This is a genomic window from Pseudomonas sp. GW821-FHT09H03 (assembly GCF_059415945.1).
In genome coordinates, this window is record NZ_JBWKOF010000004.1 from 328,181 (window position 1) to 354,179 (window position 25,999).

20 protein-coding genes are annotated in these 25,999 nt (G+C 59.6%); 8 read left to right on the forward strand and 12 right to left on the reverse strand.

Annotated elements, in window-relative coordinates:
* The first annotated feature begins 37 nt into the window (after window positions 1–37).
* The 3 genes from AC07OG_RS08075 (at window position 38) to AC07OG_RS08085 (ending at window position 2,953) form a co-directional block, all read left to right on the forward strand.
* The gene (locus AC07OG_RS08075) at window positions 38–895 is read left to right on the forward strand and encodes a glucose 1-dehydrogenase (protein ID WP_218422986.1); all 858 of its coding nucleotides are present in this window, start codon (window positions 38–40) and stop codon (window positions 893–895) included.
* A gap of 91 nt (window positions 896–986) precedes the next feature.
* A complete protein-coding gene (locus tag AC07OG_RS08080) occupies window positions 987–1,598 on the forward strand; it encodes a Yip1 family protein (RefSeq protein ID WP_060542055.1) in 612 nt (203 codons plus the stop codon).
* Window positions 1,598–2,953, forward strand: coding sequence for a cation:proton antiporter (locus tag AC07OG_RS08085; RefSeq protein ID WP_495066689.1), 1,356 nt, complete (start codon window positions 1,598–1,600; stop codon window positions 2,951–2,953). The genes AC07OG_RS08080 and AC07OG_RS08085 overlap by 1 nt, the downstream gene beginning before the upstream one ends.
* Here the strand turns inward: AC07OG_RS08085 and AC07OG_RS08090 are convergent.
* The 3 genes from AC07OG_RS08090 to AC07OG_RS08100 form a co-directional block, all read right to left on the reverse strand.
* Window positions 2,931–4,850: a hybrid sensor histidine kinase/response regulator gene (locus AC07OG_RS08090; RefSeq protein WP_495066690.1), complete on the reverse strand. Its 1,920-nt coding sequence runs from the start codon at window positions 4,848–4,850 to the stop codon at window positions 2,931–2,933. The two genes, AC07OG_RS08085 and AC07OG_RS08090, sit on opposite strands and share 23 nt — an antisense overlap.
* An 84-nt stretch (window positions 4,851–4,934) precedes the next feature.
* The gene (locus tag AC07OG_RS08095) at window positions 4,935–7,214 is read right to left on the reverse strand and encodes an ATP-dependent DNA helicase (protein WP_495066691.1); all 2,280 of its coding nucleotides are present in this window, start codon (window positions 7,212–7,214) and stop codon (window positions 4,935–4,937) included.
* On the reverse strand, window positions 7,211–8,878 hold the full coding sequence (locus AC07OG_RS08100; RefSeq protein ID WP_495066692.1) for a VRR-NUC domain-containing protein: 1,668 nt from the start codon (window positions 8,876–8,878) through the stop codon (window positions 7,211–7,213). Before AC07OG_RS08100 ends, AC07OG_RS08095 begins: the two co-directional genes overlap by 4 nt.
* A 193-nt stretch (window positions 8,879–9,071) precedes the next feature.
* On the opposite strand from AC07OG_RS08100, the gene AC07OG_RS08105 reads away from it, so the two are divergent.
* Together AC07OG_RS08105 and AC07OG_RS08110 are read left to right on the forward strand one after the other, a co-directional pair.
* The gene (locus AC07OG_RS08105; protein WP_060542050.1) at window positions 9,072–9,296 is read left to right on the forward strand and encodes a YgdI/YgdR family lipoprotein; all 225 of its coding nucleotides are present in this window, start codon (window positions 9,072–9,074) and stop codon (window positions 9,294–9,296) included.
* A gap of 133 nt (window positions 9,297–9,429) precedes the next feature.
* On the forward strand, window positions 9,430–10,089 hold the full coding sequence (locus tag AC07OG_RS08110; RefSeq protein ID WP_060542049.1) for an MliC family protein: 660 nt from the start codon (window positions 9,430–9,432) through the stop codon (window positions 10,087–10,089).
* A gap of 54 nt (window positions 10,090–10,143) precedes the next feature.
* On the opposite strand, the gene AC07OG_RS08115 is transcribed toward AC07OG_RS08110, so the two are convergent.
* Genes AC07OG_RS08115 through AC07OG_RS08130 form a run of 4 tightly spaced genes read right to left on the reverse strand, consistent with a single transcriptional unit; the run spans window position 10,144 to window position 13,945 of the window.
* A complete protein-coding gene (locus tag AC07OG_RS08115) occupies window positions 10,144–11,229 on the reverse strand; it encodes a polyamine ABC transporter substrate-binding protein (protein ID WP_495066693.1) in 1,086 nt (361 codons plus the stop codon).
* A gap of 57 nt (window positions 11,230–11,286) precedes the next feature.
* Entirely contained in the window at window positions 11,287–11,628 is a 342-nt protein-coding gene (locus tag AC07OG_RS08120) for a cupin domain-containing protein (protein ID WP_060542047.1), read from the reverse strand.
* Window positions 11,629–11,672: 44 nt separating this feature from the next.
* Entirely contained in the window at window positions 11,673–13,079 is a 1,407-nt protein-coding gene (locus AC07OG_RS08125; protein WP_495066694.1) for an NAD(P)/FAD-dependent oxidoreductase, read from the reverse strand.
* 50 nt (window positions 13,080–13,129) lie between these two features.
* Window positions 13,130–13,945 (reverse strand): helix-turn-helix transcriptional regulator, encoded by an 816-nt coding sequence (locus tag AC07OG_RS08130; protein ID WP_218422979.1) that lies wholly within the window; start codon window positions 13,943–13,945, stop codon window positions 13,130–13,132.
* 264 nt (window positions 13,946–14,209) lie between these two features.
* Here AC07OG_RS08130 and AC07OG_RS08135 point away from each other — a divergent pair, with 264 nt between their 5' ends.
* Window positions 14,210–14,482 carry a DUF1652 domain-containing protein gene (locus AC07OG_RS08135; protein ID WP_060542044.1) on the forward strand — a complete coding sequence of 91 codons (273 nt, stop codon included), beginning with the start codon at window positions 14,210–14,212 and terminating at the stop codon, window positions 14,480–14,482.
* A 71-nt stretch (window positions 14,483–14,553) separates the two neighbouring features.
* Here the strand turns inward: AC07OG_RS08135 and AC07OG_RS08140 are convergent, their stop codons facing one another.
* Window positions 14,554–17,028 carry a UvrD-helicase domain-containing protein gene (locus AC07OG_RS08140; protein WP_495066695.1) on the reverse strand — a complete coding sequence of 825 codons (2,475 nt, stop codon included), beginning with the start codon at window positions 17,026–17,028 and terminating at the stop codon, window positions 14,554–14,556.
* Between the two features lie 279 nt (window positions 17,029–17,307).
* Here AC07OG_RS08140 and AC07OG_RS08145 point away from each other — a divergent pair, with 279 nt between their 5' ends.
* Entirely contained in the window at window positions 17,308–18,003 is a 696-nt protein-coding gene (locus tag AC07OG_RS08145; RefSeq protein ID WP_060542042.1) for a pirin family protein, read from the forward strand.
* Between the two features lie 265 nt (window positions 18,004–18,268).
* On the opposite strand, the gene pgm is transcribed toward AC07OG_RS08145, so the two are convergent.
* The 4 genes from pgm to AC07OG_RS08165 all read right to left on the reverse strand — a co-directional run bounded on the left by pgm (window position 18,269) and on the right by AC07OG_RS08165 (window position 24,534).
* Window positions 18,269–19,915, reverse strand: a complete 1,647-nt coding sequence (gene pgm, locus AC07OG_RS08150; protein WP_060542041.1) for a phosphoglucomutase (alpha-D-glucose-1,6-bisphosphate-dependent) — start codon at window positions 19,913–19,915, stop codon at window positions 18,269–18,271.
* A 111-nt stretch (window positions 19,916–20,026) separates the two neighbouring features.
* Complete coding sequence (locus tag AC07OG_RS08155) at window positions 20,027–21,427, reverse strand: aminotransferase-like domain-containing protein (RefSeq protein ID WP_495066696.1); 1,401 nt, start codon at window positions 21,425–21,427, stop codon at window positions 20,027–20,029.
* Between the two features lie 40 nt (window positions 21,428–21,467).
* Window positions 21,468–22,940 carry a hypothetical protein gene (locus AC07OG_RS08160; RefSeq protein ID WP_495066697.1) on the reverse strand — a complete coding sequence of 491 codons (1,473 nt, stop codon included), beginning with the start codon at window positions 22,938–22,940 and terminating at the stop codon, window positions 21,468–21,470.
* A 571-nt stretch (window positions 22,941–23,511) separates the two neighbouring features.
* On the reverse strand, window positions 23,512–24,534 hold the full coding sequence (locus AC07OG_RS08165; RefSeq protein ID WP_060542038.1) for a zinc-dependent alcohol dehydrogenase family protein: 1,023 nt from the start codon (window positions 24,532–24,534) through the stop codon (window positions 23,512–23,514).
* Window positions 24,535–24,802: 268 nt separating this feature from the next.
* Here AC07OG_RS08165 and AC07OG_RS08170 point away from each other — a divergent pair, with 268 nt between their 5' ends.
* Window positions 24,803–25,720: a LysR family transcriptional regulator gene (locus tag AC07OG_RS08170; protein ID WP_060542037.1), complete on the forward strand. Its 918-nt coding sequence runs from the start codon at window positions 24,803–24,805 to the stop codon at window positions 25,718–25,720.
* The last annotated feature ends 279 nt before the right edge of the window (window positions 25,721–25,999 follow it).

Below are 25,999 nucleotides of genomic sequence, written 5' to 3' on the forward strand. Positions count from 1 at the left end.
CCGTTTGACTCCTTAACCTTGAGACCGGAGATTGACGATGAACGACTACCCACGCCCCCCCTTCCCCAAGCAGCCACAACCGGTCCCCGGCTCTCAACGTAAAATGGACCCCTACCCCGACTGCGGCGAGCAAAGCTACAAAGGCTCTGGTCGCCTTGCGGGCAAGATTGCCCTGATCACCGGTGGCGACAGCGGCATTGGCCGGGCGGTGGCGATTGCCTATGCCCGTGAAGGCGCCGATGTGGTCATCGCTTACCTCAACGAGCACGAAGACGCCCGGGAGACCGCGCGCTGGGTCGAGCAGGCCGGCCGCCAGTGCCTGCTGCTGTCCGGGGACCTGGCACAGCGGGCGCACTGCCTGGAACTGGTGGAAAAAACCGTCGAACGCTTCGGCCGCATCGACGTACTGGTCAACAACGCCGCCTTCCAGATGACACACGACAGTCTCGAAGACATCGCTGATGAAGAATGGGTGATGACTTTCGACGTCAACATCACGGCGATTTTCCGGGTTTGCCAGGCTGCGCTCAAGTACATGAAGCCGGGTAGCTCGATCATCAACAGCAGTTCCGTCAATTCCGACATGCCCAACCCCACCCTGCTGGCCTATGCCACGACCAAGGGCGCGATTGCCAACTTCACCGCCGGGCTTGGGCAAATGCTCGGGCCGAAGAATATCCGGGTCAACAGCGTGGCACCTGGGCCGATCTGGACGCCACTGATCGTCTCGACCATGCCCGATGAGAGCGTGCAGGATTTCGGCGCCAACACGCCCCTTGGCCGCCCCGGTCAACCGGTCGAGGTCGCGCCGATCTACGTGCTGCTGGCTTCGGATGAAGCCAGCTACATTACCGGCCAGCGATTTGGCGTCACGGGCGGCAAACCGATTTTATGAATGTGCCGAAAAAAATGAACCCGATGCCGTCTCCAGCGCTCAACACCGTATAGCCACTGTTATGGCGGTTGTTCCAAGCCTGGAGGTCGTCATGTCCGCACCTATCGTCAAGCTGTTCACCCAACCCAACTTCGCGTGGACGGATATTCGCAAGGAAGAGGAAGCCCACCCACGTCACTATCTCCCTCACCTGCTGCTGCTCGCCTTGATTCCGGCCGTGTGCCTGTTTATCGGGACCACCTACGTAGGCTGGAGCCTGGCGGAGAACGAAACGGTTCGACTCAGTACCCAGAGCGCCCTGCAACTGTGCGCCATGCTGTATGTGGCCATTCTGATCGGCATAGCGGTGATGGGCCTGTTCATCCGCTGGATGTCCCGCGCCTTCGAGGCCCGGCCGACGATCAATCAGTGCATAGGCTTTGCCGCGTATACCGCCACGCCTTTTTTCCTCGCCGGCATTGCCGGTCTGTACCCCAGTCGCTGGCTGGCGATTGTGGTGTTGGGGGCGGCTTCAGCCTACTCGACCTTCCTGCTGTTCGTCGGTTTGCCGACCTTCATGCATGAGCGCAAGGAACAAGGCTTGCTCAACTCGGCATGCGTCTGGGGTGTCGGGCTGCTGGTACTGGTGACAATCCTGGTGTCGATGATTCTGTTGTGGTTCAACGTGCTCACCCCTGAGTACCTGCGCGCTACTGTCGGTTAATGGGCTTTATCGCCTGGGTGGCAGTGTTTGGCGCGGTGCTGCTCACCCTGGCACTGACTTCGTCCTACCTGCGCTGGCTGCCGGTGACCACTTCGGCGGTGTGTCTGGTTCTGGGCATGGCCATCGGCCCGGCCGGCTTTGCCTGGTTGAATCTGGCGACCCAGGACATCTCCGGCTGGATGGAACACCTCACGGAAGTGGCCTTGTTGTTCTCGCTGTTCGTTTGTGGCTTGAAGTTGCGCTTGCCGTTGAAGGATCGAAACTGGCGTGTCGCAGTCTGCCTGGCCGGGCCGGTAATGCTCCTGACCATTGGCGGCGTGTGCCTGCTGTTGCACTACGTGATTGGCTTGTCGTGGGGCATTTCAGTCCTGATCGGCTCGATTCTCGCGCCGACCGACCCGGTGCTCGCCTCTCTGGTACAGGTCAACAACGCAGGCGATGTCGACAGCGTCCGGTTCGGCCTGTCCGGCGAAGCCGGCCTGAATGACGGGGTCGCCTTCCCTTTCGTGATCCTCGGCTTGCTGATGGTGCAGCATGACAGCTACCCCGGCTGGCTCGCTGACTGGGCCCTGAGCAATCTGCTATGGGCGATCCCTGCCGGCTTGCTGGTGGGCTACTCGATGGGACGTGGCATTGGCCGGCTGACATTGCTGCTGCGCACCCGCTATGGCGACAGCACCCTTTCCCATAATGACTTCCTTACCCTGGCGTTGATCGCGCTGGCCTATGTCGGCGCCGAAGCCATCCATGGCTTCGGGTTCCTGTCGGTGTTCGCCGCCGGCCTCGGTTTGCGCCAGGAAGAGGTCAAATCCATGGGCAGTCACCAGACACCGGCCGAACATGTGGTGCAAGCGGTCGTCGGCCACCAGAACGTCGAACCACAGCACGCCGTGCATGGTGATACCGATAGCCTGGAGGATAGCCAGGTCGCCGCCGGCATCATGATGGGAGACATGCTCGCCTTCGGCAGCCTGGTGGAACGGGCCATGGAAGTGTTTCTGGTGACGCTGCTCGGGGTGGTGCTCAGTGCCCATTGGGACTGGCGGGCAATACTCCTGGGCGGCGTACTGTTTTGCCTGATTCGCCCCCTCAGCGTCGTCCTCGTACCCTGGGCATCCCTGCTTGATGTACGCCAACGGCTGTTGATCGGCTGGTTTGGTATTCGCGGTATCGGCAGCCTGTACTATCTGTTCTACGCCGTGAACCACGGACTCGATCCGTCCGTGGCGGCGCTGTGCACCAATCTCACCCTGTCGGTGGTCGCGCTGAGCATCCTGGTGCACGGGATCAGCACCCAGCCGATCCTCGCTCGCTATGAACAGCGCAAGTCACTCACTTCATCGCCTGGGCAATGACCTGCACCAGATTGAGTTGGGTAAAGGGTTTGGACAGCCGCGGCAGGTGCGCGGCAAAGCCTTCCAGTCTCTCGGCGTAACCGGTGGCCAGAATGATCGGCACGCCCGGTTTCTGGATGCGGATAGCGTGGGCCAGTTGTGCGCCACTCATATGCGGCATGGCCATGTCCGTGATGATCAGGTCAATATCCGACTCGCTGGCGAACAGTTCAAGGCCCCTCGCACCCGATGTCGCGCCGATGACCCGATGCCCCAGGTCTTCGAGCAGCAGGCAGGTGCTCGTCAATACCAGGCTGTCATCGTCCACCACCAGAACGCACAAGCGTGGCACCTCGGCGATCATCCTCTGGGCCAGCGGCTGGACGACCGCCCCACCCCTGGCCACAGGCAACCACAGTTCCGCCGTCGTGCCCTGACCCTGTTCGCTCTTGAGGATGAAGCGCCCGCCCAGTTGTTCTATAAAACCATGGACCATCGATAGCCCAAGGCCGGTGCCTTTGCCGACACCCTTGGTAGTAAAAAACGGATCCATCGCCAACGCCAGGGTGGCCTGATCCATGCCCTCCCCGGAATCAGCCACCGTCAGACAGACATATCGCCCCAGCGCCAGGGCAGATTGCTGGCTGTCGACAACCTCCTCGGTGTGGGCACTGAAGACGATTTTTCCGCCGTTGGGCATGGCATCACGGGCATTGGTTGCCAGATTAAGGACTGCCAGTTCCAGTTGATTGGAATCGGCCAGAACCGATTCCAGATCGGCTGGAAAACAGGTCTCGATCTTCACCGAGGGCCCCAGGGAGCTGCGCAACAACCCGGAGATTCCGGTGACCAGGGCCGGAATAGCCACCGGCTCGGACTTCAGCTCTTGACGTCGGGCAAAGGCCAGCATGCGCTGGGTCAGGGAAACCCCGCGCAAGGCGCCCTGGGTCGCGTTGTCGATCAAGCGGATGACTTTCGGATCGTCCGCAACCCGTTTGCGGACGATTTCCAGATTGCCGAGGATCACCGTCAGCAAATTATTGAAGTCGTGGGCAATGCCGCCGCTGAGCTGGCCGATAGCCTGCATTTTTTGCGCCTGGAACAGCGCTTCGCGGGTTTGCTCCAGTGCCTGCTGGGCCTGGGTGACCTCGGTAATGTCGCGGGTGATCTTGGCAAAACCGAGCAGAGTACCGGTGTCGCCCCAGATCGGATCGACAACCACATGGGCGAGGAAGCGCGTACCGTCCTTGCGTACCCGCCAGCCTTTGTTTTCGAAGCGGCCTTCGGTGCGGGCAATTTCCAGTGTCCGCTGCGGTTCGCCGGCTTCGCGGTCTTCGGGTGTGTAGAACAAAGAGAAGTGCTGGCCGATGACTTCCTCGGGCAAATAGCCCTTGATGCGCTGTGCGCCAGGATTCCAGTTGGTCAGGCGTCCATCGGGGGCGAGCATATAGATCGCATAGTCCGTCACGCTTTGCACCAGCAGACGGAATTGCTGTTCGCTTTGCTTGAGGACTTCCTCGGCCATCTTGCGGTCGGTCAGGTCACGGGTGATCTTGGCGAACCCCAGCAGGGTGCCGGCTGAATCGCGAATCGGATCGATCACCACGTGGCACCAGAAATGCGTGCCGTCCTTGCGCACCCGCCAGCCTTCGCCTTCGAAACGCCCCTCGTGAATGGCCGTGTCCAGCGCCCGTTGCGGCAAGCCGGCACGGCGATCGGCATCGGTGTAGAACCGGGAAAAATGCTGACCGAGAATCTCGGCTTCTTCGTAGCCCTTGAAGCGCTTGGCGCCGGTGTTCCAGCTGGTAATGATGCCATCGGGGTCAATCATGTAGATCGCGTAGTCAATCACCGCATCAATCAGCAGCCGGAAACGACTGTTGTCGATGGCGCTGGTTTTGCTTCGATCTTCGCTCATTGAACACACCGAATTATTATTTCAATGGAGTATGCGACAAACCGCCAATTTGAAAAGGCACAAAAAATCGCGCTGAGCGCCAGATCACGAAGAGGCGTTTAGAACCAGCGGTGCAATGGCCCACCAGCGAGGCAGTAACTGTTTGACCTTGCTCTCGCCAAAACGGTCATCAATCAACATCACTACACCCCGATCCTGCTGGGTGCGAATCACCCGTCCGGCGGCCTGCACCACTTTTTGCACCCCTGGGTACAGGTAGGTGTAGTCGTAACCGGCGCCAAAGATGGCCGCCATGCGTCGTTTCAGCTGTTCATTGACCGGGTTGAGTTGCGCCAGCCCCAGGGTGGCGATGAACGCGCCAATCAGACGCGCCCCGGGCAAATCGATGCCTTCACCAAAGGCACCACCCAATACTGCGAAACCGATACCGCAACTGTCGGCGCGAAATTGCTCGAGAAAGGCCTGGCGCTGCTGCTCGCCCATGCCTCGGGACTGCGACCACAGGTTGATGTGCGGATGCTTTTGCGCCAGCAACTGCGCCACCTGCTGCAAATAATCGAAGCTGCTGAAAAAGGCCAGGTAGTTGCCCGGACGCTCGCTGAACTGGTTGGCGATCAGGTCCACAATCGGCTCCAGGGATGCCTGCCGATGGACGTACCGCGTGGAAATTCGGCTGACGATGTGTACTTTCAGCTGGTCGGCGTGGAACGGCGATTCAACGTCAATGCACACCGTGTCAGCCGGTGTTCCCAACAAGTCGGCGTAGTAGTGCCGGGGGCTCAAGGTTGCGGAAAACAGGACAGTGCTGCGTGCAGCGGTCAGGCGTGGGCGAATGAAACCGGCAGGCACCACATTGCGCAGGCACAGCTGGGACAGGCTGCGTTTGCGCTCGAGGTCGCGCTTGCTGATGTCGAACAGATACTGCTCATCGAAGAGTTCCGCCACCCGACAAAACTGCAACAGGTCGAAGTAAAAGCTCTGCAATGCGCTGTCCAGCCCCTGGGGGTGATCATTGAGGTAATCGCCGATGCTCGCGCTGCAGGACGACAGCGCCAGCAACAGCTTTTGCGGCGCACGGTCGTAAGCCTGATAGGCGCCCGTTTGCAGGTTGTGCAGGGCATTCCATTCGCGGTTGACTCGCTGTAGCGGCTTTTTCAGTACCTCGGGAGCGGTTTTACGCAAACCGCCGAGCGCCGCTTGATCGAGGGAGGCGCTGTACATCTGGCGGCCACGCTCCACCAGGTTGTGGGCTTCGTCGACCAGTACCGCGACTTTCCAGTTATTGGCCTGGGCCAGGCCGAACAGCAACGCGCTGAAATCGAAGTAGTAGTTGTAGTCGGCAACCACGACGTCCGCCCACCGTGCCATTTCCTGGCTCAGGTAATACGGGCATATTTGATGGCCCAGGGCGACCTCGCGCAAGGCGCTCTGGTCGAGCAGGCTCAGTTGGCTGGCGGCCTGACGCGCAGCGGGCAGGCGATCATAAAACCCCCGGGCCAACGGGCAGGACTCCCCATGACAGGCCTTGTCCGGATGTTCGCAGGCCTTGTCCCGGGCGACCATCTCCAGCACCCGCAGCGGCGGCGCATCGGTGCGTTGAAGCAGCACTTGGGCGGCGTCCAGGGCCAGTTTGCGCCCCGGGGTTTTCGCCGTGAGGAAGAACACCTTGTCCAGCTGCTGCGCCTGCATGGCCTTGAGCATCGGGAACAGCGTGCCCAGGGTCTTGCCGATACCGGTCGGTGCCTGGGCCATCAGGCAGCGTCCGGTGCTGACGGCCTTGAACACCGATTCGGCCAGATGGCGCTGCCCCGGTCGAAAGTCGGCATGGGGAAACGCCAGGCGCTGGGTCGCCAGGTTGCGTCGTTGCCGGTGGGCCATTTCCAGCTCGGCCCAGTGCAGGAAGCGTGCGCAGTGCAGCTCGAAGAACGCTTGCAGTTCGCTGGCGCTGCAAGCCTCGACCAGACAGGTTTCCTTTTCACTGACGATATCGAAGTACACCAGTGCCACGTTGATCTGCGGCAGATTCAGTCTATGGCACATCAACCAGCCATAGATCTTCGCCTGTGCCCAATGCAACGCACGGTGGTTGGCCGGTTGTTTGCTCAGGTCGCCGCGATAGGTCTTGACCTCCTCCAGGCAGTTTTGCCCGGGATCGTAGCCGTCCGCCCTGCCCTTGACTGTCAATGCCTGGTAGACGCCTTCAAGTGCCACTTCGCTCTGATAACCCTCGCTGCGTCGCGACGCCACGGTGCGGTGCCCGACAATGCCCTCAAGCGCCGTCGGCGACGGCGTGAAACGCAGATCCAGATCACCGCTCTTGGCGGTGAACTCACACAACGCCCGTACCGCAATGCTGTAGCTCAAGCGCTCTGCTCCGCCCACTGCACATAACAAACGGCAATTGGCATGCGGTGTTCATGGCAGAACTCCAGCCAGCGAAGCTGGTTGTCCTGCAGGCGATCGCCCGGGCCCTTGACCTCGATCATGCGGTAGGTCTTTTGCTGCGGCCAGAACTGGATCAGGTCGGGCATGCCGGCGCGATTGGCCTTGATGTCCAGCAACAGACGATTGAACCAGTGCTTGAGATGCTCCGCCGGAAGGCAATCCAGTGCCTGGTCGAGCAGTTCCTCGCTGAGTACGCCCCAAAACACGAACGGCGACTGCACGCCCCATTTGCTGGCATAACGCTCACGGATCGTCTGCACATAGCGCCCGTCGTCGAGCTCGGCCAGGCACTTCCGGAAAAGCTCGGCCCGGCGATCATGGAAATCTTCGCTGAGCAGATCCACCGGACCGCGCTGGAACGGGTGGAAGAATGCCCCCGGCAATGGCGCGAAAATCGCCGGCCAGCAGAGCAGCCCGAACAGCGAGTTGATCAGGCTGTTCTCGACGTAGTGCACCGGCGCTGTCTGTTCCGACAAATGCGCCTGGACGTAATACTCCACCGACAAGGCCGGGTCGGTTCTGGGCAGTTGCAGGTCCAGGCGTTGCATTTGCCGGGCAGAGGCACGTTTGATCGGCGGGCCACCGAGTTTGCGCCGCAATCTGGGCATCACCCGCAGCAGTTGCTGTTGTTCGGCGGCGCTTTGCGGGGCCAGTTCGGCCTGACTGGCGAGGTCCATGGCCAGTTGGTACTCGGCGCAGCGTTCCAGCACACGGATCAGGCGCAGGCGCGCACCGGGATAAGCGCAATCGCGGTACAGGCCCAAGGCTGTGGAGAAATCCGCGATGCGCTCGCAATGCTGCGCGATCTGGAACAGCAACTTGTCCCGGCGTCTATGCAGCCAGGGATTGCCCAGAACCAGATCCCTGATTCGCTCGATAACGCTTTGCAGTGCTTCGCCGGCTTCGAACTGTTGCTGGCATTCATGCAGGAAAAGGCAGGCGTCCACGTCCTCGCGGCTGCGCAGCCCACGGGAGTCGGCGCAGAATTCGACTTTTTCGTAGGTATGGATGCCCAGGTCGGCCAGCACGAATTCTGACCAGTCCTGATAAAGGTTGCCGAAAAACATCAAGCGCAGGCGATCGCACAGGCCCATGATGGTCAGGCTGAACAAGCGCTCATCCAGTGACGGACACCAGTCGTTGAAACTGTTCATTTGCGGGAAATGCATGCTCAGCGCCGCCAGCCATTGACTCTTCTTACCCTTCGGCTGATCGATGACCGAAGCAAAACACTGGAGGATTTCTGCCTTGAGCAACACCTCGAACAATGTCTCGACCGGCACCGGCATGCGTTCATCGACCCAACCCAGTTCAAGCAAAGGGCCGACAGCGGCCCGGACGTCACCGATCTCGGTGTAGACCAGCTTGCTCGCGCGAAAGTGAATGCCCTTGCGCATCACCATCCTGACCAGCAACGCCCTCGATTCACGGGGCAGGACCTTGAAGGTGGCAATGAAGCGTTGCTCATCGACGCTCAGTACATCGGCATAGCGAAGCTCAAGCCACTCAAGCACTTGCATGAAGTTGTTCAAGTAATAGAACGGGTCATCGAGGGGGTTTGCGGTCACGGGAAAATGCGCCATGGCGATCGAGTACTGGTTATGCGTACAGATAACAGTTACGCCCCGCCCGGCGCAAACGGAAAAAGATAAGTGGCGGATAACTCCGCTATATTTTCAAGGTAGTAGAACTTTTTATCGATCCAAGGCACCAACCGCGGTAGCGGCGTGGTTGTTCACGATAATCGCGCTGTTTTTTTAGCGATGAGAGGTAGTTATGAACATCAAGACCCTGGGTTGGCCCCTGGCATTAACTGCCTTGCTGGTCTTGGCCGGATGCGCGACGCCAACGGTTGTCACCCTGCAAAACGGCACCCAGTATCTGACCAAGGACATGCCGGACACCAGGACGGAAGACGGCTTCTTCGAGTTCGAGGATATTTCCGGTGCCAAAGTGAGGGTGCGGTCTGACGAAGTAGCGACGATTCGCGTCGAAGACTGAGGGTCGGCAATCCCAACTGCTCCTTTTCCTCTTGGTGTGGCAGGTTCCGGGCACTGCCTTACACTGCGATAGACCTCATGGGATGGATCGCGCTTCCACGCAGGCATCACGTCATGATTCAGGTGAAACCGAAATGAATAGGGTCACGCGACTTCTGGTCTCTCTGGCCGCCGCCAGTGCGTGTGCGGCAACGAGCCTGTGTGCGGTTGCCGCGAAGCCTGCGCCGGTGTTCAAAACCAGCTTCGATTGCACCGGCACCCGGGCATCTGTCGAAAAGCTGATCTGCCGCGACTCGCAACTGGCGCAGATGGATCTGGAGTTGCAGCGACTCTATCTGCTGGCGCTGACGGATGACCATTCGCAGCCGCCCCCACGCAAAGTCGAGACCGATCAACTGTTCTGGATCGATGCCCGCAATCAGTGTGGCTCCGGGCCCGAGCCCAAGGTGTGCACGCTCCAGCGTTATGCCGAGCGCGCCTACCAGTTGCGCAAGGGTTCGGCCATTGCCAGAACCCGGGATCCGAGCCGACTCACCGATGGCCCCGCAGCCTTTCGCTGCGCAGGCCTCAACTCACCGATTGAGGCCACTTACTTTCATGTGCAACCGGGTATCGTGTTCCTGAAGTGGGCAAACACCTCAGCCTCACTCAGCCAGGTGCCGACCGGCTCAGGAAACCTGTATACGAGCAAGGATGCCCGAGCGAACTACCGCTTCTGGCAAGACGGCAACGATGCGACTTTCCAGATGCCAGGCTCAGGGCAGTTGAGCTGTACAGGCGAACCGGCCATCTGATTGGCCAGGTTGATGGCAACGGGACGTTCTGTCCCGCTGACCTGAGCCGTGTTCTCAACTGCCGGTACGAATCTTGTTCCAGACCCGGGTACGAACCCGGTCGATGTTCAACGGCATGGCTTCCAGGGCGAACAACTTACCCATCATTTCCGGGCTCGGATAGACTTTGGTATCGTTCTTGATCGCCGGATCGATCAGGCTGTCGGCCTGTTCGTTGCCATTGGCGTAATGCACGTAGTTGCTGACGCCGGCCATGACGTCCGGGCGCAACAGGTAATCCATGAAAGCATAACCGGCCTTTTCATCCGGAGCGTCGACGGGCATCGCGACCATGTCGAACCAGATCGCCGCGCCTTCCCTCGGGATTGAATAACCGATGTCGATGCCGTTGTTAGCTTCTTTGGCACGGTTTTCCGCTTGCAGGATGTCGCCAGAGAAACCGACTGCTACGCAGATATCCCCGTTAGCCAGGTCACTGGTGTATTTGGACGAATGGAAATAGCTGACATACGGCCGCACTTTCAGCAGTAGAGCTTCGGCCTTTTTATAATCTTCCGGGTTTTTGCTGTGATGGGGCAGGCCCAGGTAATTCAGCGCAGCCGGGAGCAATTCCGGGCCGTTGTCGAGGATGGCTACCCCGCACTTCTGCAGCTTCTGCATATTCTCGGGCTTGAAGATCAGGTCCCAGGAATCCACTGGCGCGTTATCCCCCAACACCGCCTTGACCTTGGCAATGTTGTAGCCGATGCCGGTGCTGCCCCACAGGTACGGGAAGCCATGCTCGTTACCCGGATCGTTGCTCTGCAAGGCCTTGAGTAGCACCGGGTTGAGGTTCTTCCAGTTCGGCAACTGGCTCTTGTCGAGTTTCTTCAGGGCCCCGCCTTCGATCTGCCGTGCCATGAAGTGATTGGACGGGAACACCACATCGTATCCGGATTTGCCGGTCATCAACTTGCCGTCGAGGGTCTCGTTGCTGTCATAGACGTCGTAGGTGAACGCGATGCCAGTTTCCTTCTGGAAGTTTTTCGTGGTGTCCGGGGCGATGTAGTCCGACCAGTTATAGATCTTGACGGTGTCCGCCGCCTGGCTGAATGACGCAACGAGCATCAACGGGGCAAGGGTCAGTGTCTTTCGCAGCATGGGTCGATTCCTGTAGGGGTGTTGTTTTTATTGGCGAGCTGGCAGGCAATCAAGGGATCAAAAAATCAAGACGTAGGTCTTGCGCACGGTTTCCTGGATATCCCAGATGCCGAGGCTGTTGGCCGGCAACATCAATGCGTCACCGGCTTCGATGTGCAGGGTTTCGCCGTCGTCCGGGGTGAAGGTGCAGCGGCCCTGGATGAAGTGACAGAACTCCTGGGCGACGATCTGCCGCCGCCAGCGCCCCGGGGTGCATTCCCAGACACCGGTTTCGACGCCATCGCTGCGTTCGACGCTGGTGGTCGAGGCCACTGCGACCAGTGTGCCCAATGGCACGGCGACCGGGTTGGACTCTTCAAGCTGGAGGGTTGCGGTGTTCTTGAATTGAGTGATGCTCATGGGAGTACCTTGTCGATGAAGCCTGTAGATGAGGTGCACGCCGTTCAGTGCATGAAGCCTTCCATGAACCCCGCGACCCCGCTGGCGAGTTTGCGCCGCCAGGGCGCTGTGGACGGGTTGGCCAGGGTCTGGTCTTCATGGACGAAGCTGCGGATGATTGCGTTGTAGCCGAGCCAGCGGATGGGCTCTGGCTCCCAGGCCCTGAGTGCGTCGAGGCCGCGTTGGGGCATGACCCATGGCTGGCGAACCAGCTCGGTGTCTTGCTCGAGGATCAGGTCCGCCAGGGTTCTTCCACCCAGGTTGCTGGCGCCGACACCCTCCCCGCCGTATCCGCCGGACAAGGCGATACCACTGGCCCGGTCGCACAGCATGTGAGGTCTGAAGCGCCGGGACATGCCCAGATTGCCGCCCCAGGAGTGGGTGATCTGCACGTTCTTCAGTTGCGGGAACAATTCGCCGAACAGGTAGCGCCGCAACTCTACTTCGCTGCGGGTCAAGTCAAAGTCGTGACGCAGTTTGCCGGCGAAGCGGTAACCGCCCCGGGCCCCGAAAATCAAGCGGTTGTCTGCAGTCCGCTGACCATAGGTGACCTGGCGGCTGGCTTCGCTGAACGCCTGGCCACGGCTCAGGCCGATTTCGTCCCAGGTGGCAGCGGACAGCGGCTCGGTCGCGACGATCAGGCTCTGCACCGGCAACTGATAACGCCCCAATGGCGGCAAGGTCACCGAGTACCCTTCTACCGCCGGCACCACCCAGCGGCTGCGCACCGAGGCTTTCGCCGTGCGCAGGCTGCCCGACTGCCAATGGGTGACCGGGCTGTTTTCGTAGATTTTCACGCCCATGCGCTCCACCGTGCGCGCCAGCCCCCTGACCAGTCTGGCCGGGTGAATGGTCGCAACGTGAGGCGCATAGATGCCGCCATAGGGCTTGGCGACTCTGATCTGTTGGGCCAATTGCTGCGCAGTTAACCAGTGGTAGTCGTGCTCGGTCAGGCCCTGGCGGTAGAGGTCATCCAGATACTGGCGCAGACTGCTTTCCTGTTCCGGATAGCGAGCAGCGCAATATAACACTCCGCCCTTGCGGTAATCGCAGTCGATACCTTCACGTTCGATGACGATCTCCACCTCATCCGGAATGCTGTGCAGAAGATCATAGGAGGCCCGACGGTCCTCGGTAGACAAGCCGGCAAGCAAGCGATCTTCGCCGAGCAGGTTGCCCATCAACCAGCCGCCATTGCGCCCCGACGCACCAAATCCGGCGGTTTGCGCTTCGACAATGGCGATGCTCAGGCCGGGGGCCTGGCGCTTGAGGTAATAGGCAGTCCAGAGCCCGGTATATCCCGCGCCGATGATGGCGACGTCGACATCCAGATCCTGTTCCAGGGACGGACGCGCCAACAGGGGCTCTTCGAGCTGGTCCATCCACAAACTGATAGTGCGCCACGCCGTCATGCAAGACTCCGCCACTCAAACTTCGATGGCGTCGATCCTAGTGCGTGGGCTCAGCGACTGTCTTGCGCGCGTGCACGCAAAGAAATTTGTTTAACGTAAGCCTTGGGCGACTGGCCCGTGTGCTGACGGAAACAGCTGTAGAACGCCGACAGCGAATTGAACCCGGCGGCGAAGGCCAGCTCGTCAATGCGCAGTGGCGGCGTGGCGGTGTCCAGTGCCGCCAGCAAATGCTGCAAGCGCGCCTGATTGACGTAGCGGTAGAAGCTTTGACCGAGCACCTGATTAAGCAGGTAGGAAATCTGATTGCGGCTGTATCCGCACTCCTTCGCCACCCGTTGCAGATCGAGCTCCGGGTCCAGATACGGCTGCTGGCCCTGGAAGTACTGCCGCAAGTCATCGGCCATGAAACTCAGTTGACGTGGCGACAGCCCCAGGCGGCTGACTGCCGGGCGCTGGTTGCCGGACGCCTTGCTCGGCGGCCGCTCGTGCACCAGAGAGGCGTATTCATTGACCCGCCAGATCAACCCGTCCTTGACGGTAATCGCCTCACTGGCACGGAACGACACCAGCCCTTCACCGCCGTTCAGGGTGATGCGGTACTGGATGAATGCGGTGCTGCCGTCCAGACGGATCCGGTCGGTGTGTTCCAGCGCCTCGTCGGGGTCACGCGGCATGCTGCTTTGCACGTACTCGCGCAGATCGGCCAGGCCCATCACCCGATTCTGGAAAAAATCGTTGTACTGGACATCCGGGTGATACAGCGCCATGACCCCATCCAGATCCCGGTGTTTCCAGCGCAAGTGATAGCGCATGACCGCCTCGCCGGTAGCCTCGGTTTGCAGCGGGCCATCATCATCGGCGTGCATAAAGTTCTCGTCGCGAAAAAGCCGAGCTTGCCCAACTTCTGCAAGCGCTTCAACGACTAAGCCGACGCCGGCATTTTGCCATCCACCCTGCAACCTGTGATCTGAATCAAAAAGATTCGCATCAATCGCCAAACGGCCTGAAAAATCCGCTTACTTTTCACACACCGATGCTACTTTAAGAGACTGTCACCGGTCGAACCAATGAAGGTTCTTCCCTCCTACCATGAGCTAAAGGAAGCGCTCGTTAATGAAGGCGGGCAACATATGAATAAAGGATTTAGCAAGGTCACTTTTCCAAACGCCTGCCAGCTGATGCGCTGGCATTTTCATCCCATGGGTTTCGAGGCGAGCATGGACGCACCGGGCAGCATGATTGCCCGTCTGTTTGACCGCGTGACAGGCGAGACCATGATCGCCATTGCCGGGATACCTTGCGCGACAGTGATGAATGCTGCCGATGTCGAACGAATTATCGAAGCGGTAGAGGATGAGCTGGAAGCGTTCGTACCACCGCAGATCCTCAGGAGTTATGCCTGAAGGCTGAGGACTGAAAAGCCCACGTTTTGTGGGCTTTTTCATGGCTGCTGTTCAGTGCACGGCAACCCGAATCACGCCGGTGTCTTGCCTTTACGGTGATCGGCAAAAAACGCCTTGCCCTTGCCGATCCGGTCGGAAGCCTTGGGCATATTCGCCGCCTGGGTGTCTTGCCCATCGACGTACCAATAGCAATGGCTCACAGCTCGGGTGATACCCACGTAGGCCAGGCGCAGGATCTCGTCCTTTTGCGCGCTGTCATACGGTTCGCTGTCTCCAGCCTTGCCCAGGCCCGCCATCCGGTAGACCTGGTTCTTGTAGGGTGAACTGGTCAGGTGCTGGCAATCCCCGAGCAGAAACACCGCGTCAGCCTGCAAGCCCTTGGCGCTGTGGTAGGTCAGTTGCTTCAGTCGCCGGGATTCATAGGGCAAGCTAGAATCAACATTAACTACCGACTGAATATGCTGCTCTATCAACGACTTATCGCTACTTTTTCGATAAAGCATCAAGATTGTATCGCCCTTTCTGTAATGCTCCATCAATTGCGTGGCCATGCCTTGATCATCACGATCGAGCACGTTTACCGGCAACAGCGCCCTGGGCTCACCGCTCGCCTTGGCCTTCTTGCCCGCAATCGCCGGTGCCGCCCGTACGATATGCTCGGCGGCGTCGATGATGTGCTGGTGACTGCGATAGTTATCACTGAGCATGACTCTGGTAGTGCCCGGCGACGGGAATTCCTTGTTGAACTCCATGAAGTACGTCGGTGAACTGCCGCGCCAGCCGTAAATGGACTGCCAGTCATCCCCCACACAGAGCAACGAAGAGCGCTGGGCACCGCGCCCGACGTGCATGGCCGGCCCACGACTGCGGATTTCCGTCAGGCTGGCGCGAATCCAGGAGACAATTTGCGGCGAAACGTCCTGAAATTCGTCGATCATCAAGTGTGACAAGGGCCGTAGCAGATCATCGCCGAGCAATTTGAGGTTTTCCGGCGAATGCTCACTGAACAAGGCGAACATGCGGTTGTAGGTCATCACCGGCGGTTTCTGATCGAGCAGATGATCTTCCAGCGCACGCCAGTACAGGCCCAGGGCCTCAAAGAAGTACCGGTCCGGGTCATCCTTGGCGAAACTCATCTGGCCGACAGCAGCGGGCACGTCCAGGCCGAGGTTTTCGATAAACCCGGCGGCGGCGGCGAAACAGTCCAGCAGCGGCGCGCTGGCCAGCTCACCCTTGACCTTGTAATCGAAGCCCGGCCCCGCGCTGGCATCACCAGCCAGAGAGGCCAGCACCCGCTTGGATGATTCGTAACTATCTAGCCAAATCAATGGCTTACGACAAAAAGCTTGAAACAATGTGCGCTTTACAGCCCACTCCGCGCGCACGCTCAACTTGGCATTCGGGCGGCTCATCTGCGGATTTTCCCGCGGATCAAAGCCCAATACCACCCAGGCGTCCAGGGACGGAATGTAGCCGTGGCTATGAAACTTCGCGCCGTTGATGTCGAACGCCTGCCGACTGGGCTCAATACCCTTGATCGGCCAGGCGCCGGCGCGAAACCACAGGTCTTCGAGGGTGTCACAGAGTTCTTCATCGCGTTTGGCGGCGAGTTCGGTGACCGCCACACGTTTTTGCACGTCCGGGTGGTCGCGCTCCAGCTCCTTGAGCTGCAAGGCATGGCGGGACAGTGGCCTGATCAGCTCGCGAAAGCGCTCATCGCTGCTATGCAGGCGGTGATAACAGGCGTTGAGCTGCTGGCGCTGGGCGTCGTTGATGCGCAAGTCGAACGGATTGCTGTCGACCTCGTCATCGCCACTCTGCGCCCGATGGCTGAGGTTTTCGAAAGCCTGCAGGCGCTCGAAACCGGGCAAGCTGCGAACCATCGGCAGAATCCGCGAGTGGAAGGTGCGCACCAGATCCCGCGCTTGCTTGAGGCTGATGGCCCGGCCCCAGAGCGCAAAGAGTTCGATCAGTTTGTTGATGAAGTCCTTGCGCGACTCGCGGGTGAAGGTCACCACCGTCATTGAGTCGAGTTCGAATCCCAGGTAATGGCTCAGCAACAGAATGCGCAACACCAGGGTCGTCGACTTCCCTGCCCCGGCCCCTGCGATGACCGACGTGGACGGCGTATCGCTGAAGATCATTTTCCACTGGGCGGCGCTGGGCTGGGCATGGGCCGGCAGCAGTCGGGCAACATCGGCCTTCATGCGTTTTTTCAGTTCGGCGCTCAAGGGCAAGCGCCAATCGTCAAACAACATCTCGTCGACATTGGGTGGCCGGTGTTCGGTGCAGCGCGTATCCCGTATGAGCAGGACTTGCCGGCCTTCCTCCAGCCCTTCTGCCTTGCCTTCCTTGAAGCCGTAATCGACGCCGGCACTGTGCCCGCTACGAAATCCATCAGCCTGGCCATGCAACCAGGATGCACGGTGTTGTGCATGCAGACGGGTCAGGCTGTAGCCGAAGAACCGTGCGAGCAGGCGCTTGACCAGCGGCATCTCGGCCAGGGGACGAAGTTCAGGAGGAAGATCGGGGGTGTGTTGCGGCACGCGGACTGTCTCCAGGGTGTGAGGCTGTTGACGGCTATGGTGTCTGCATTTGCCGTGGAGTTCTAGTGAAATGCTTATGACTCATTGGCTTATGCGCTGATTTGAAGGTTGCACGAGAAAGTTTCGAACCTCATTCATATCAATAGTTTCGATAGGAATACTGCAATTTTTACGCTTTTTATCGATTGTTACCTGATGGATTATGGCCAGCATCAACCACCGGTCTCGCTTCGTGGCTTAGGCGCTGCGCCCCATGACGAACCTTTTCAGGAGACGATCATGCTTGAACTCAGACCTTTCAACTCCCTCGGTGGCGCCCACCACGGCTGGCTGGATGCCCATCACCATTTTTCGTTCGCCGAGTACTACGATCCCAAGCGCATGAACTGGGGCAACCTGCGGGTATGGAACGACGACGTGATAGCCCCGGGCACCGGCTTTCCACAGCACCCGCACCGGGACATGGAAATCATCACTTACGTGCGTGAAGGTGCGATCACCCACCAGGACAATCTGGGTAACAAGGGCCGTACCGAAGCGGGTGATGTCCAGGTCATGAGCGCCGGCACCGGGATCGCCCACAGCGAGTACAACCTGGAGGCGACCGAGACGCGGATTTTCCAGATCTGGATCATTCCCAATGAATCCGGCCTGGCACCGTCATGGGGCGCCAAGCCGTTTCCAAAGGGCGAGCGTGAAGGTTTCGTGACCCTGGCCAGCGGCAAGGACGGCGACGACCAGAGCCTACGGATCCGCGCCGACGCCAGGCTGGTGGCCGCCAACCTCAAGGCTGGCGAGTCTGCCGAGTACCGTCTGGACAATGGCCGTCGTGCTTATCTGGTTCCGGCGACGGGAGTCATTGAAGTCAATGGCTTGCGCGCACAAGCTCGAGACGGCGTTGCCGTGGCCGAAGAGCAGGTGTTGCGGGTGACGGCAATCGAGGATAGCGAGATTGTGTTGGTGGATCTGGCTTGATTCACTGAACCCTTGGCAAAAAAAATGGGGCGACCGTTATGGTCGCCCCTTTTTTTGTTCAATTGTGGCGTGGCGAAGGGCTTTTGTGGCGAGGGGGCTTGCCCCCGTTGGGTGGCGAAGCCACCCCCATTACAACCACCCGGGCCTTACAGATAAACCGTGCGATCTGTTTTTAGGGCGGCTGCGCAGCGCATCGGGGGCAAGCCCCCTCGCCACAGGGACGCCGGCTCACCACAAAAACGCTGCTTCGCCCCAGTAACATCGATTATTTCGCGCTAATCGCGCCATCCACCAGGGTCTGCGCCTCGGCCACCAACTGCTTGAGGTGGTCGTCGCTGACAAAACTTTCGGCGTAGATCTTGTAGATGTCTTCAGTGCCCGACGGCCGCGCTGCGAACCAGCCGTTTTCGGTCATGACCTTCAAGCCGCCGATGGCCTGGTCGTTGCCCGGAGCATGACTGAGGATGCTCTGAATTGCTTCGCCCGCCAGCTCGGTCGAGGTGACCTGCTGCGGTGACAGTTTGCTCAGCAGGGCCTTTTGCTCCGGGTTGGCCTTGGCATCCACGCGCACCGAGAACGGCTCGCCCAGTTCGTCGGTCAGGGCACGGTAGGCCTGGCTCGGGTCACGGCCGGTGCGGGCCGTCATTTCAGCCGCCAGCAGTGCCGGGATCAGTCCGTCCTTGTCGGTGCTCCAGACGCCGCCGTCCTTGCGCAGGAACGATGCCCCGGCGCTTTCTTCACCGCCAAAGCCCAGCGATCCGTCGAACAGGCCATCGGCAAACCATTTGAAACCGACCGGCACTTCATACAGGCGACGTCCCAGGCGTTTTGCCACGCGATCGATCAAGCCGCTGCTGACCACGGTTTTACCTACCGCCGCATCGGCGCGCCATTGCGGACGGTTCTGGAACAGGTAGTCGATAGACACCGCCAGGTAGTTGTTCGGTGCCAGCAAACCACCGGACGGGGTCACGATGCCATGGCGGTCGTGATCCGGATCACAGGCAAAGGCCACGTCGTAACGCTCTTTCAGACCGATCAGGCCTTGCATGGCGTGACTGGAGGATGGGTCCATGCGGATCTGCCCGTCCCAGTCGACCGTCATGAAGCGGAACGTCGAATCGACCTCCTTGTTCACCACGTCCAGGTCCAGGCGGTAGTGCTCGGCAATCGCCGACCAGTAGCGCACCCCTGCTCCACCCAGCGGGTCGACGCCCAGGCGAAGCTTGGCGTCGCGGATGGCGTCGAAGTCGATCACGTTGATCAGATCCGCGACGTAGGTATTGAGGTAGTCGTGACGATGGGTGGTGCCGGCCTTGAGCGCCTGCTCGTAGCTGATGCGTTTGACCCCGGCGAGCTTGTTGCTTAGCAGCTCGTTGGCCTTGGCTTCGATCCACTTGGTGATGTGGGTGTCGGCCGGGCCGCCGTTGGTTGGGTTGTACTTGTAGCCACCGCTTTGCGGCGGGTTGTGCGACGGCGTGATGACAATGCCGTCCGCCAGGCCCGAGGTGCGCCCACGGTTGTAGCAGAGGATTGCGTGGGAAACGGCCGGCGTCGGGGTGTACTCGTCGCCTTCGGCAATCATCACGGTCACACCGTTGGCCGCGAGCACTTCGAGGGCGCTGGCCCCGGCCGGGGTGGACAGTGCATGGGTGTCAATGCCGACGAACAGTGGACCATCGATGCCCTGCGCCTGGCGATACAGGCAGATTGCCTGGCTGATCGCCAGGACGTGCCATTCGTTGAAACTCAAGTCGAACGAGCTGCCTCGATGCCCGGACGTGCCGAAAGCCACGCGCTGGGTCGAAATGGCCGCATCAGGCTGGCCGGTGTAATAGGCCGTAACCAGTCGCGGGATGTCGACCAACAATTCTGCCGGTGCCGGTTTGCCCGCAAAAGGACTGAGTGTCATGCAAAACCTCTGGAAAAGAGTGGCTCGATAATAGGTCGCAGTTTACTGGCAGTTTGACCGCAACGCGACGGGATCGATTCAGGCTTTGGCAGAAGTTTTTTAACGTTGTGCTCAGTCGATTGATTCCAGGCGTAGCGCATCCCCCAGTAAACCCAAGGCCGTAGCGAGGTCGTGATCGCCGCCAAAGGTATGACTCAAGCGCAAATGCTGGGTGTACAAACCCTGCAGACTGAACAGTTCACCCGGCGCTATCACCACTTGATGAGCGACCAGACGCTGGAACACCCGGCGCAGGTTCACCTTGCGCAGCGAGTGCGCCCAGATCGTCGCCCCACCCTGTGGCTCGATCAATTGCAGGGCGTCGCCCAGGCGCTCGTGCAATAACTGGATCATGTGCCCCTTGCGCTCCTTGAGCAGGCGCCGCAATACCAGCAGGTGCTGATCGATACGTCCGTTGCTGTACAGACGTGCAATGGCTTTCTGGCGAATCGGTGACAAGCGGAATGAGCGCAAGAGAAAATGCCGCTGCAACTCGGTGTTCAAATGCCGCGAAAGCAGATAGCCGTAGGGCGCTTCCGGGCCGATGAATTTTTCGAAGGTGGAAAACACCATCAATCGCTCGGGCGCCAGCAGATCGCGAAAGCGCATGGTGTCGGCTTCGAAGCCAAGTTCGCCGTGACAGTCATTCTCCAGCACCCAGCTGTCGTAGCGCTCCAGCAAGCGAGCGATGGCCCGGCGGTTAGCGTCCGGCGCCAGGCTGCCATGGGGCATGTTCAACCCCGACGAAACCATCACCAGCCGCACAGGTTCAGTGTCCAGCAGCTCCTTGAGTCGATCAGGATCCAGGCTGCCATCAGTCTGCAATGGCAGCTCGATCACCCGCACGCAAGACGCCTGAAACAAACGCAGTATGGTCCAGTCGCACGGGGATTCGACCACCACGGTGGCATCCTTGAGACTGAGCACTGTGATCAGTATTTCCAGCACGCCGCGAAGGTCTGCGCCGATATAGACATTATCGGCGTGCCAGCAGCGCACCGGCGAAGTGGTATAGCGCGCGGCCAGCGCCGTACGCAGTTCCAGCTCGCCACAAGGTTGCGCGCAGGGCTGCGGGTGGCGCGGGTATTGGCGCAGCAACTCTCTTTCCATGAGCAGCAAGGGGCTGTCGAGCGGCTGTAACAACGCCGGCTCATCGGCGCTCAAAACCAGCATGCCCGGACGCCTGGTACTGACATAAACGGTTTCGAGCAGATCGTTGCCGCTGTGCAGCAGGTTGATCGACGACACCGGCAATGCGTAATAACCGGATTTTGCCACCGAATAGACGCGCCCTTCTTTCTCCAGCAATGAATAGGCATATTGAATGGTCGAGATCGACACATTCAGGCGATCCGCCAGGCTGCGCAGCGACGGCAAACGCGCGCCAGAGTCGCCCACCGATTCGTTGATCAGACTGGTCAGGTATCGGTACACCGCCTGATAGGCAAAATCGGTTTCTCTCAGGTTTTTCATGGGCGCAGGCCGAACACAAAATCAGTCAGTCGACGCACGCTCAATGACCCGCTGACCATTCATCCACCACCGCGGCACCAGCATCATCATCGGCATGACCCGAGCCCTTGGTGCTCTGCACCGCGTCCGCCAGCCGAAACACCGGGCCCATGCGATAAAGCCTGGCAATCATACTGAGGGGTAAACCGCTGACATCGACCATCCATTGCGTGATCTGTTCGGCGACCGGTTCCCCCTGCAGGGCCCGATGCAGATCAGGCATGGCCACCAGCATGCCCGGATGGCATTGACGCAGAAAACGCTCAAGTCCCGCAGCGTTGTTGGCAAAAGGTGCAAATAGCAGGCACACCAGCTGCGCCTCACTCAGGCCAAAGTTCAGCTGTACCTGCGCGGCGATCCGCCCGCGCTGCTCAGCCAACTGCACCGGGCTGCCAAATGCCGCCATGGCCTGCTGGCACAAACGCTCCGGTAGCCGCTTGCGGCGAATCATCACCAGGACGCGTTGCAAATACTCGGCGACCCCGAGCGCATAACTGCGGCCTTGAACGTATTGCGCGTGCAACCCATGCAGGTGCACCGAAATCGCCAGGCTGACGTGCTCGCTGTCACGCAGTTGTGCCTCCAGTTCGTCGACCTGACAGCCAAGAAACTCTGTCATCAGCGGCCAGCGTTCTTCCAGGTTGCTGACCAGGATGTCGTGAATATCAACGCAAGTCGTGCGACGACACATTTCAAACTTATCACCCGGTCGCCACATCGCCTGGCCTTGCTCGCCGTAGAAAGCCTGAAAACAGTCGCTGCCCAGCTCATCGAGCAGCGTGAACAAGCCTTCGTAGTCGGCTGCGCCAGGTTCAGACGTGGTAATCCCGGCCCTGGCGGCAGCACGTCTGAGGCCCTCGATAAAATACTTCTGCTGACGTGGTGTATCGCCACTGATCAGGGAGTCGACACCGCCCTCCCATCGCGAGATCTGCCCGTAGAACTCGGCTGTGGCCAGATACCCCCCATCCCACAGGTCAAGCGGCTCGTCCCAGGCCCGGCGATGCCCGACCAACAGCAGATTCAAGCGATTGGATTCGCGTCCGGCATCAGACATGGGGGTCAGGTGACAGAAAGGTAAAACCTCGCGGTCATCCACCATCAGCACCTCCACTCGCGGGTCGTCATAGATAAACAGTGCGCTGTGGGTGCGATGCATGTTGTCCACCGTCGCCGGGGTCACTCCATTCAAGCGCAAGGAAGCGATGCGCAACTTGAACGTTGCTGGCGACCGGGTGGCGATAGCCAGTTGCGCGGCGCGCAGCAACGCCAGTCGGTAGCAACTGTCCCGGGACCCCGTCTGAATCGCCAGTACCTTGAAGTCGCCGATGTGCCGCATGCCCCCCGCCGCTACCCCCAGACGCTGTATCAACAATTGCAATGCCGTACGTTCGGCTCGGGAGAAAAAACCCAGCAATCGTTGCAACACTTGTTGGTAGACGTAGTTCATCGCTTGATCATGAATGCTGCTCATCTTTATTTACCTGGTACTCGTGAATTCGATATCGCGCAAACAGCGACAGGCAAACGGAGCCTGTACGGTCTGGGTCATGGACATTATTACCAAATGCTAACACTTGAATTTTCTGGCAATCATTCCAGACGTGCGAAGTTCGCCCGCCCTCTAGCCTCCGGTAAAAGCCCGAAGTGCCAGAAGGACAGGCCCTGCAGCGGTTTTATTGAAGGTCCTAGGAAATGTCCGACAGCGTCCCACAGACATTTAGCACATGAAATAAAGAAAGAAGCCGTGGTTGTCTTTGCGGTTATTACGTAACAACGCACTACTTCTGAAACATGCACCCATAATGCAAATTGATAAGCATCAGCCTGACAAACAGACATGACTCGTTCCTTGAGATGAAAGTAATCATTCAATTATCAGGGCTTAATGGCTGATTAGAAGCTACAGATTGAGAGCAAAAACCAGTTCAGTTGCTGAATCGGTCCAGCCGCAGGGCTGTGGGGGCGTTGTTGGCGGGGGTAAAGCGGCTGTACTTGCAGGAGCGAGCATGCTCGCTCCTGCAGATGACGGCATCCGTGCGGGATTACGCCGGTTCGACCTCAAGGGCGACCCGTTCGCGGCATGGGCATTCGTCCATGTAGCGGTGTGCTTCGACAAACTGGGCAAAGGGGAAGACCCGAGTCTTGAGCGGCAGCAGAACGCGATCGGCGGTCATCTGGTTGATGTCGCGCAACGCACGCTGCAGTGCCGCCTGATCCTGGACGATGCCCAGTTCAGGTTTGCCGGTGAAGTTGCCGATGCAGTGCACGAAGAACTGAATGTTCTTCTGGAACGCTGCACAGGCCGGGAATGGCGTCTGGTTGCCACCTTGCAAGCCGTACAGCACCAGGCTGCCGCGTGGTGCCAGCACATCACCGAGCAAGGACATCTGCGGGCCGCCCAGGCCATCGAACACCACGTCCACACCACGGTTGTCGGTGATTTTGTTGACCCGCATCAGCAGATCTTCTTCCTCGGTAACGATGACTTTCTCGGCACCCAGCGCCAGCAGGTTTTCCCGCTCGTCCGCGCTTTTGGTGGCGGCAATCACGCGAATACCCATTGCCTTGCCCAGCTGTACAAAAGAAGGTCCGGCGCAGTGACTGGCATCAGTGACCAGGGCAAATTGCCCGGGTTTGACCCGAGCCAGATCGGTATAAGCGAAATAGGCGATCAACAGCGGCGTGTAATGCACGCTCGCTTCGATCGGGCTCAGGATGTCCGGGTAGCGGGTCAGTGCCGAACGCGGCAAGACAATCTGCTCGCCATAGACAGGATAATCATTGGGGCTTTCGGCCGGGAAGCTGGCGACCTTGTCACCCACTGCCAGGTCATCGACGCCGTCACCGACCGCGGTCACGATACCGGCCATTTCCTGGCCAAGGCCGGAAGGCAGGCGTGCGTGGGACGGGGCCAGATTCTGCCGCCAGAGGGTGTCGTACCAACTGATGCCAATGGCTTCGACGCGCACCTGCACTTCACCCGGTGCAGGCTGAGCGGCCGCATGCTCTTCGCATTTGAGCACCTCGGCTGGACCAAACTTGTGAAAACGGATCGTGCGGGACATCGCAAACCTCGCCAATTGAACCTCTAATGCCATGAACTCTAGCCGGGCTTTTACCCCAACACTATCTGTGGCTATTGATAGTCGACATGCCTGTCATTGATTCCGCAACCGCAGCGACATCACCCTGAACCGCAGCCGACCTGCACGGCCTGTGCAGGAAATCTGAATTACCCGTGCAGAGTACCAGCCTTTGCCCGTAATATTCCTGCTGGCCATTGTTCTCATATGGCCGCTCACGTCAAGTTTGCTGACTCTGCCAGGACTCCAGATGAATCGTAATGACCTGCGTCGTGTCGACCTGAACCTGTTGATCGTATTCGAAACCTTGATGCACGAACGCAGCGTGACCCGCGCTGCGGAAAAACTGTTCCTCGGCCAGCCAGCCATCAGTGCGGCGCTTTCGCGCTTGCGCGGTCTGTTCGACGATCCGTTGTTCGTGCGCACCGGTCGCAGCATGGAGCCGTCTGCCCGGGCGATCGAGATCTTCGCCCTGCTCTCTCCGGCACTGGACTCGATTTCCACGGCGGTGAGCCGCGCCGCCGAATTCGATCCGGCCACCAGCACCGCGGTGTTCCGCATCGGCCTGTCGGACGACGTCGAATTCGCCTTGTTGCCCATGCTGCTCAAACGCCTGCGCGCCGAATCACCGGGGATTGTCCTGGTGGTACGGCGGGTCAACTACATCCTGATGCCGGGATTGCTCGCCTCCGGGGAGATTTCCATCGGCGTCAGCTACACCACCGACCTGCCGGCGAACGCCAAGCGCAAAGTGCTGCGCCGCAGCCAGCCCAAGCTGTTGCGCGCTGACACCGTGCCGGGGCCGTTGAGCCTGGATGATTACTGCGCACGACCTCATGCGCTGGTTTCCTTCGCCGGCGACCTCAGCGGCTTTATCGATGAAGAGCTGGAAAAGCTGGGGCGCAAGCGGCACGTGGTGTTGGCGGTGCCGCAGTTCAATGGGTTGAGCACCCTGCTTGCCGGTACTGACATTGTCGCTACCGTGCCTGATTACACCGCGGATGCGCTGACGGCCGCAGGCGGTGTGCGGGCGGAAGATCCGCCGTTGCCAGTGCGCAGTTTTGAATTGCACATGGCCTGGCGTGGCTCTCAGGATAACGATCCGGGGGAGCGTTGGTTGAGGTCGCGGATTCAGATGTTTTTCGGGGATCCGGACAGTCTGGCCTGATCCAGATATTTTGTTGAGGCCGATGGCGTCTTCGCGGGCAAGCCCGCTCCCACATTTGATTTGTGTGCCCCCTGTGGGAGCGGGCTTGCTTTCGAAGAAAGCAATTCACTCCAGAGCCGAAACATTGCATATATGCAAACCCACAATTGCCATCAAACAGGTTGATTTCCTGCTGACACAAGGCGCAGCCTAGAGAGCTAAGCAGCCCTCTCCTATCATTCCGAATGATAGTTACCTTCGCCCCATTCGATTCGTCCGATACAACACCGCCGCGCATCA

What these genes read in the sequence shown, in the direction of transcription:
- AC07OG_RS08170 (WP_060542037.1), top strand. Translation starts at nt 24,803, where the DNA reads ATGAATCGTAATGACCTGCGTCGTGTCGACCTGAACCTGTTGATCGTA.
- AC07OG_RS08160 (WP_495066697.1), bottom strand. Translation starts at nt 22,940, where the DNA reads ATGAGCAGCATTCATGATCAAGCGATGAACTACGTCTACCAACAAGTG.
- AC07OG_RS08105 (WP_060542050.1), top strand. Translation starts at nt 9,072, where the DNA reads ATGAACATCAAGACCCTGGGTTGGCCCCTGGCATTAACTGCCTTGCTG.
- AC07OG_RS08090 (WP_495066690.1), bottom strand. Translation starts at nt 4,850, where the DNA reads ATGAGCGAAGATCGAAGCAAAACCAGCGCCATCGACAACAGTCGTTTC.
- AC07OG_RS08130 (WP_218422979.1), bottom strand. Translation starts at nt 13,945, where the DNA reads ATGCACGCCGATGATGATGGCCCGCTGCAAACCGAGGCTACCGGCGAG.
- AC07OG_RS08100 (WP_495066692.1), bottom strand. Translation starts at nt 8,878, where the DNA reads ATGGCGCATTTTCCCGTGACCGCAAACCCCCTCGATGACCCGTTCTAT.
- AC07OG_RS08080 (WP_060542055.1), top strand. Translation starts at nt 987, where the DNA reads ATGTCCGCACCTATCGTCAAGCTGTTCACCCAACCCAACTTCGCGTGG.
- AC07OG_RS08145 (WP_060542042.1), top strand. Translation starts at nt 17,308, where the DNA reads ATGCTTGAACTCAGACCTTTCAACTCCCTCGGTGGCGCCCACCACGGC.
- AC07OG_RS08115 (WP_495066693.1), bottom strand. Translation starts at nt 11,229, where the DNA reads ATGCTGCGAAAGACACTGACCCTTGCCCCGTTGATGCTCGTTGCGTCA.
- AC07OG_RS08110 (WP_060542049.1), top strand. Translation starts at nt 9,430, where the DNA reads ATGAATAGGGTCACGCGACTTCTGGTCTCTCTGGCCGCCGCCAGTGCG.
- AC07OG_RS08135 (WP_060542044.1), top strand. Translation starts at nt 14,210, where the DNA reads ATGAATAAAGGATTTAGCAAGGTCACTTTTCCAAACGCCTGCCAGCTG.
- AC07OG_RS08085 (WP_495066689.1), top strand. Translation starts at nt 1,598, where the DNA reads ATGGGCTTTATCGCCTGGGTGGCAGTGTTTGGCGCGGTGCTGCTCACC.
- AC07OG_RS08120 (WP_060542047.1), bottom strand. Translation starts at nt 11,628, where the DNA reads ATGAGCATCACTCAATTCAAGAACACCGCAACCCTCCAGCTTGAAGAG.
- pgm (WP_060542041.1), bottom strand. Translation starts at nt 19,915, where the DNA reads ATGACACTCAGTCCTTTTGCGGGCAAACCGGCACCGGCAGAATTGTTG.
- AC07OG_RS08155 (WP_495066696.1), bottom strand. Translation starts at nt 21,427, where the DNA reads ATGAAAAACCTGAGAGAAACCGATTTTGCCTATCAGGCGGTGTACCGA.
- AC07OG_RS08125 (WP_495066694.1), bottom strand. Translation starts at nt 13,079, where the DNA reads ATGACGGCGTGGCGCACTATCAGTTTGTGGATGGACCAGCTCGAAGAG.
- AC07OG_RS08075 (WP_218422986.1), top strand. Translation starts at nt 38, where the DNA reads ATGAACGACTACCCACGCCCCCCCTTCCCCAAGCAGCCACAACCGGTC.
- AC07OG_RS08165 (WP_060542038.1), bottom strand. Translation starts at nt 24,534, where the DNA reads ATGTCCCGCACGATCCGTTTTCACAAGTTTGGTCCAGCCGAGGTGCTC.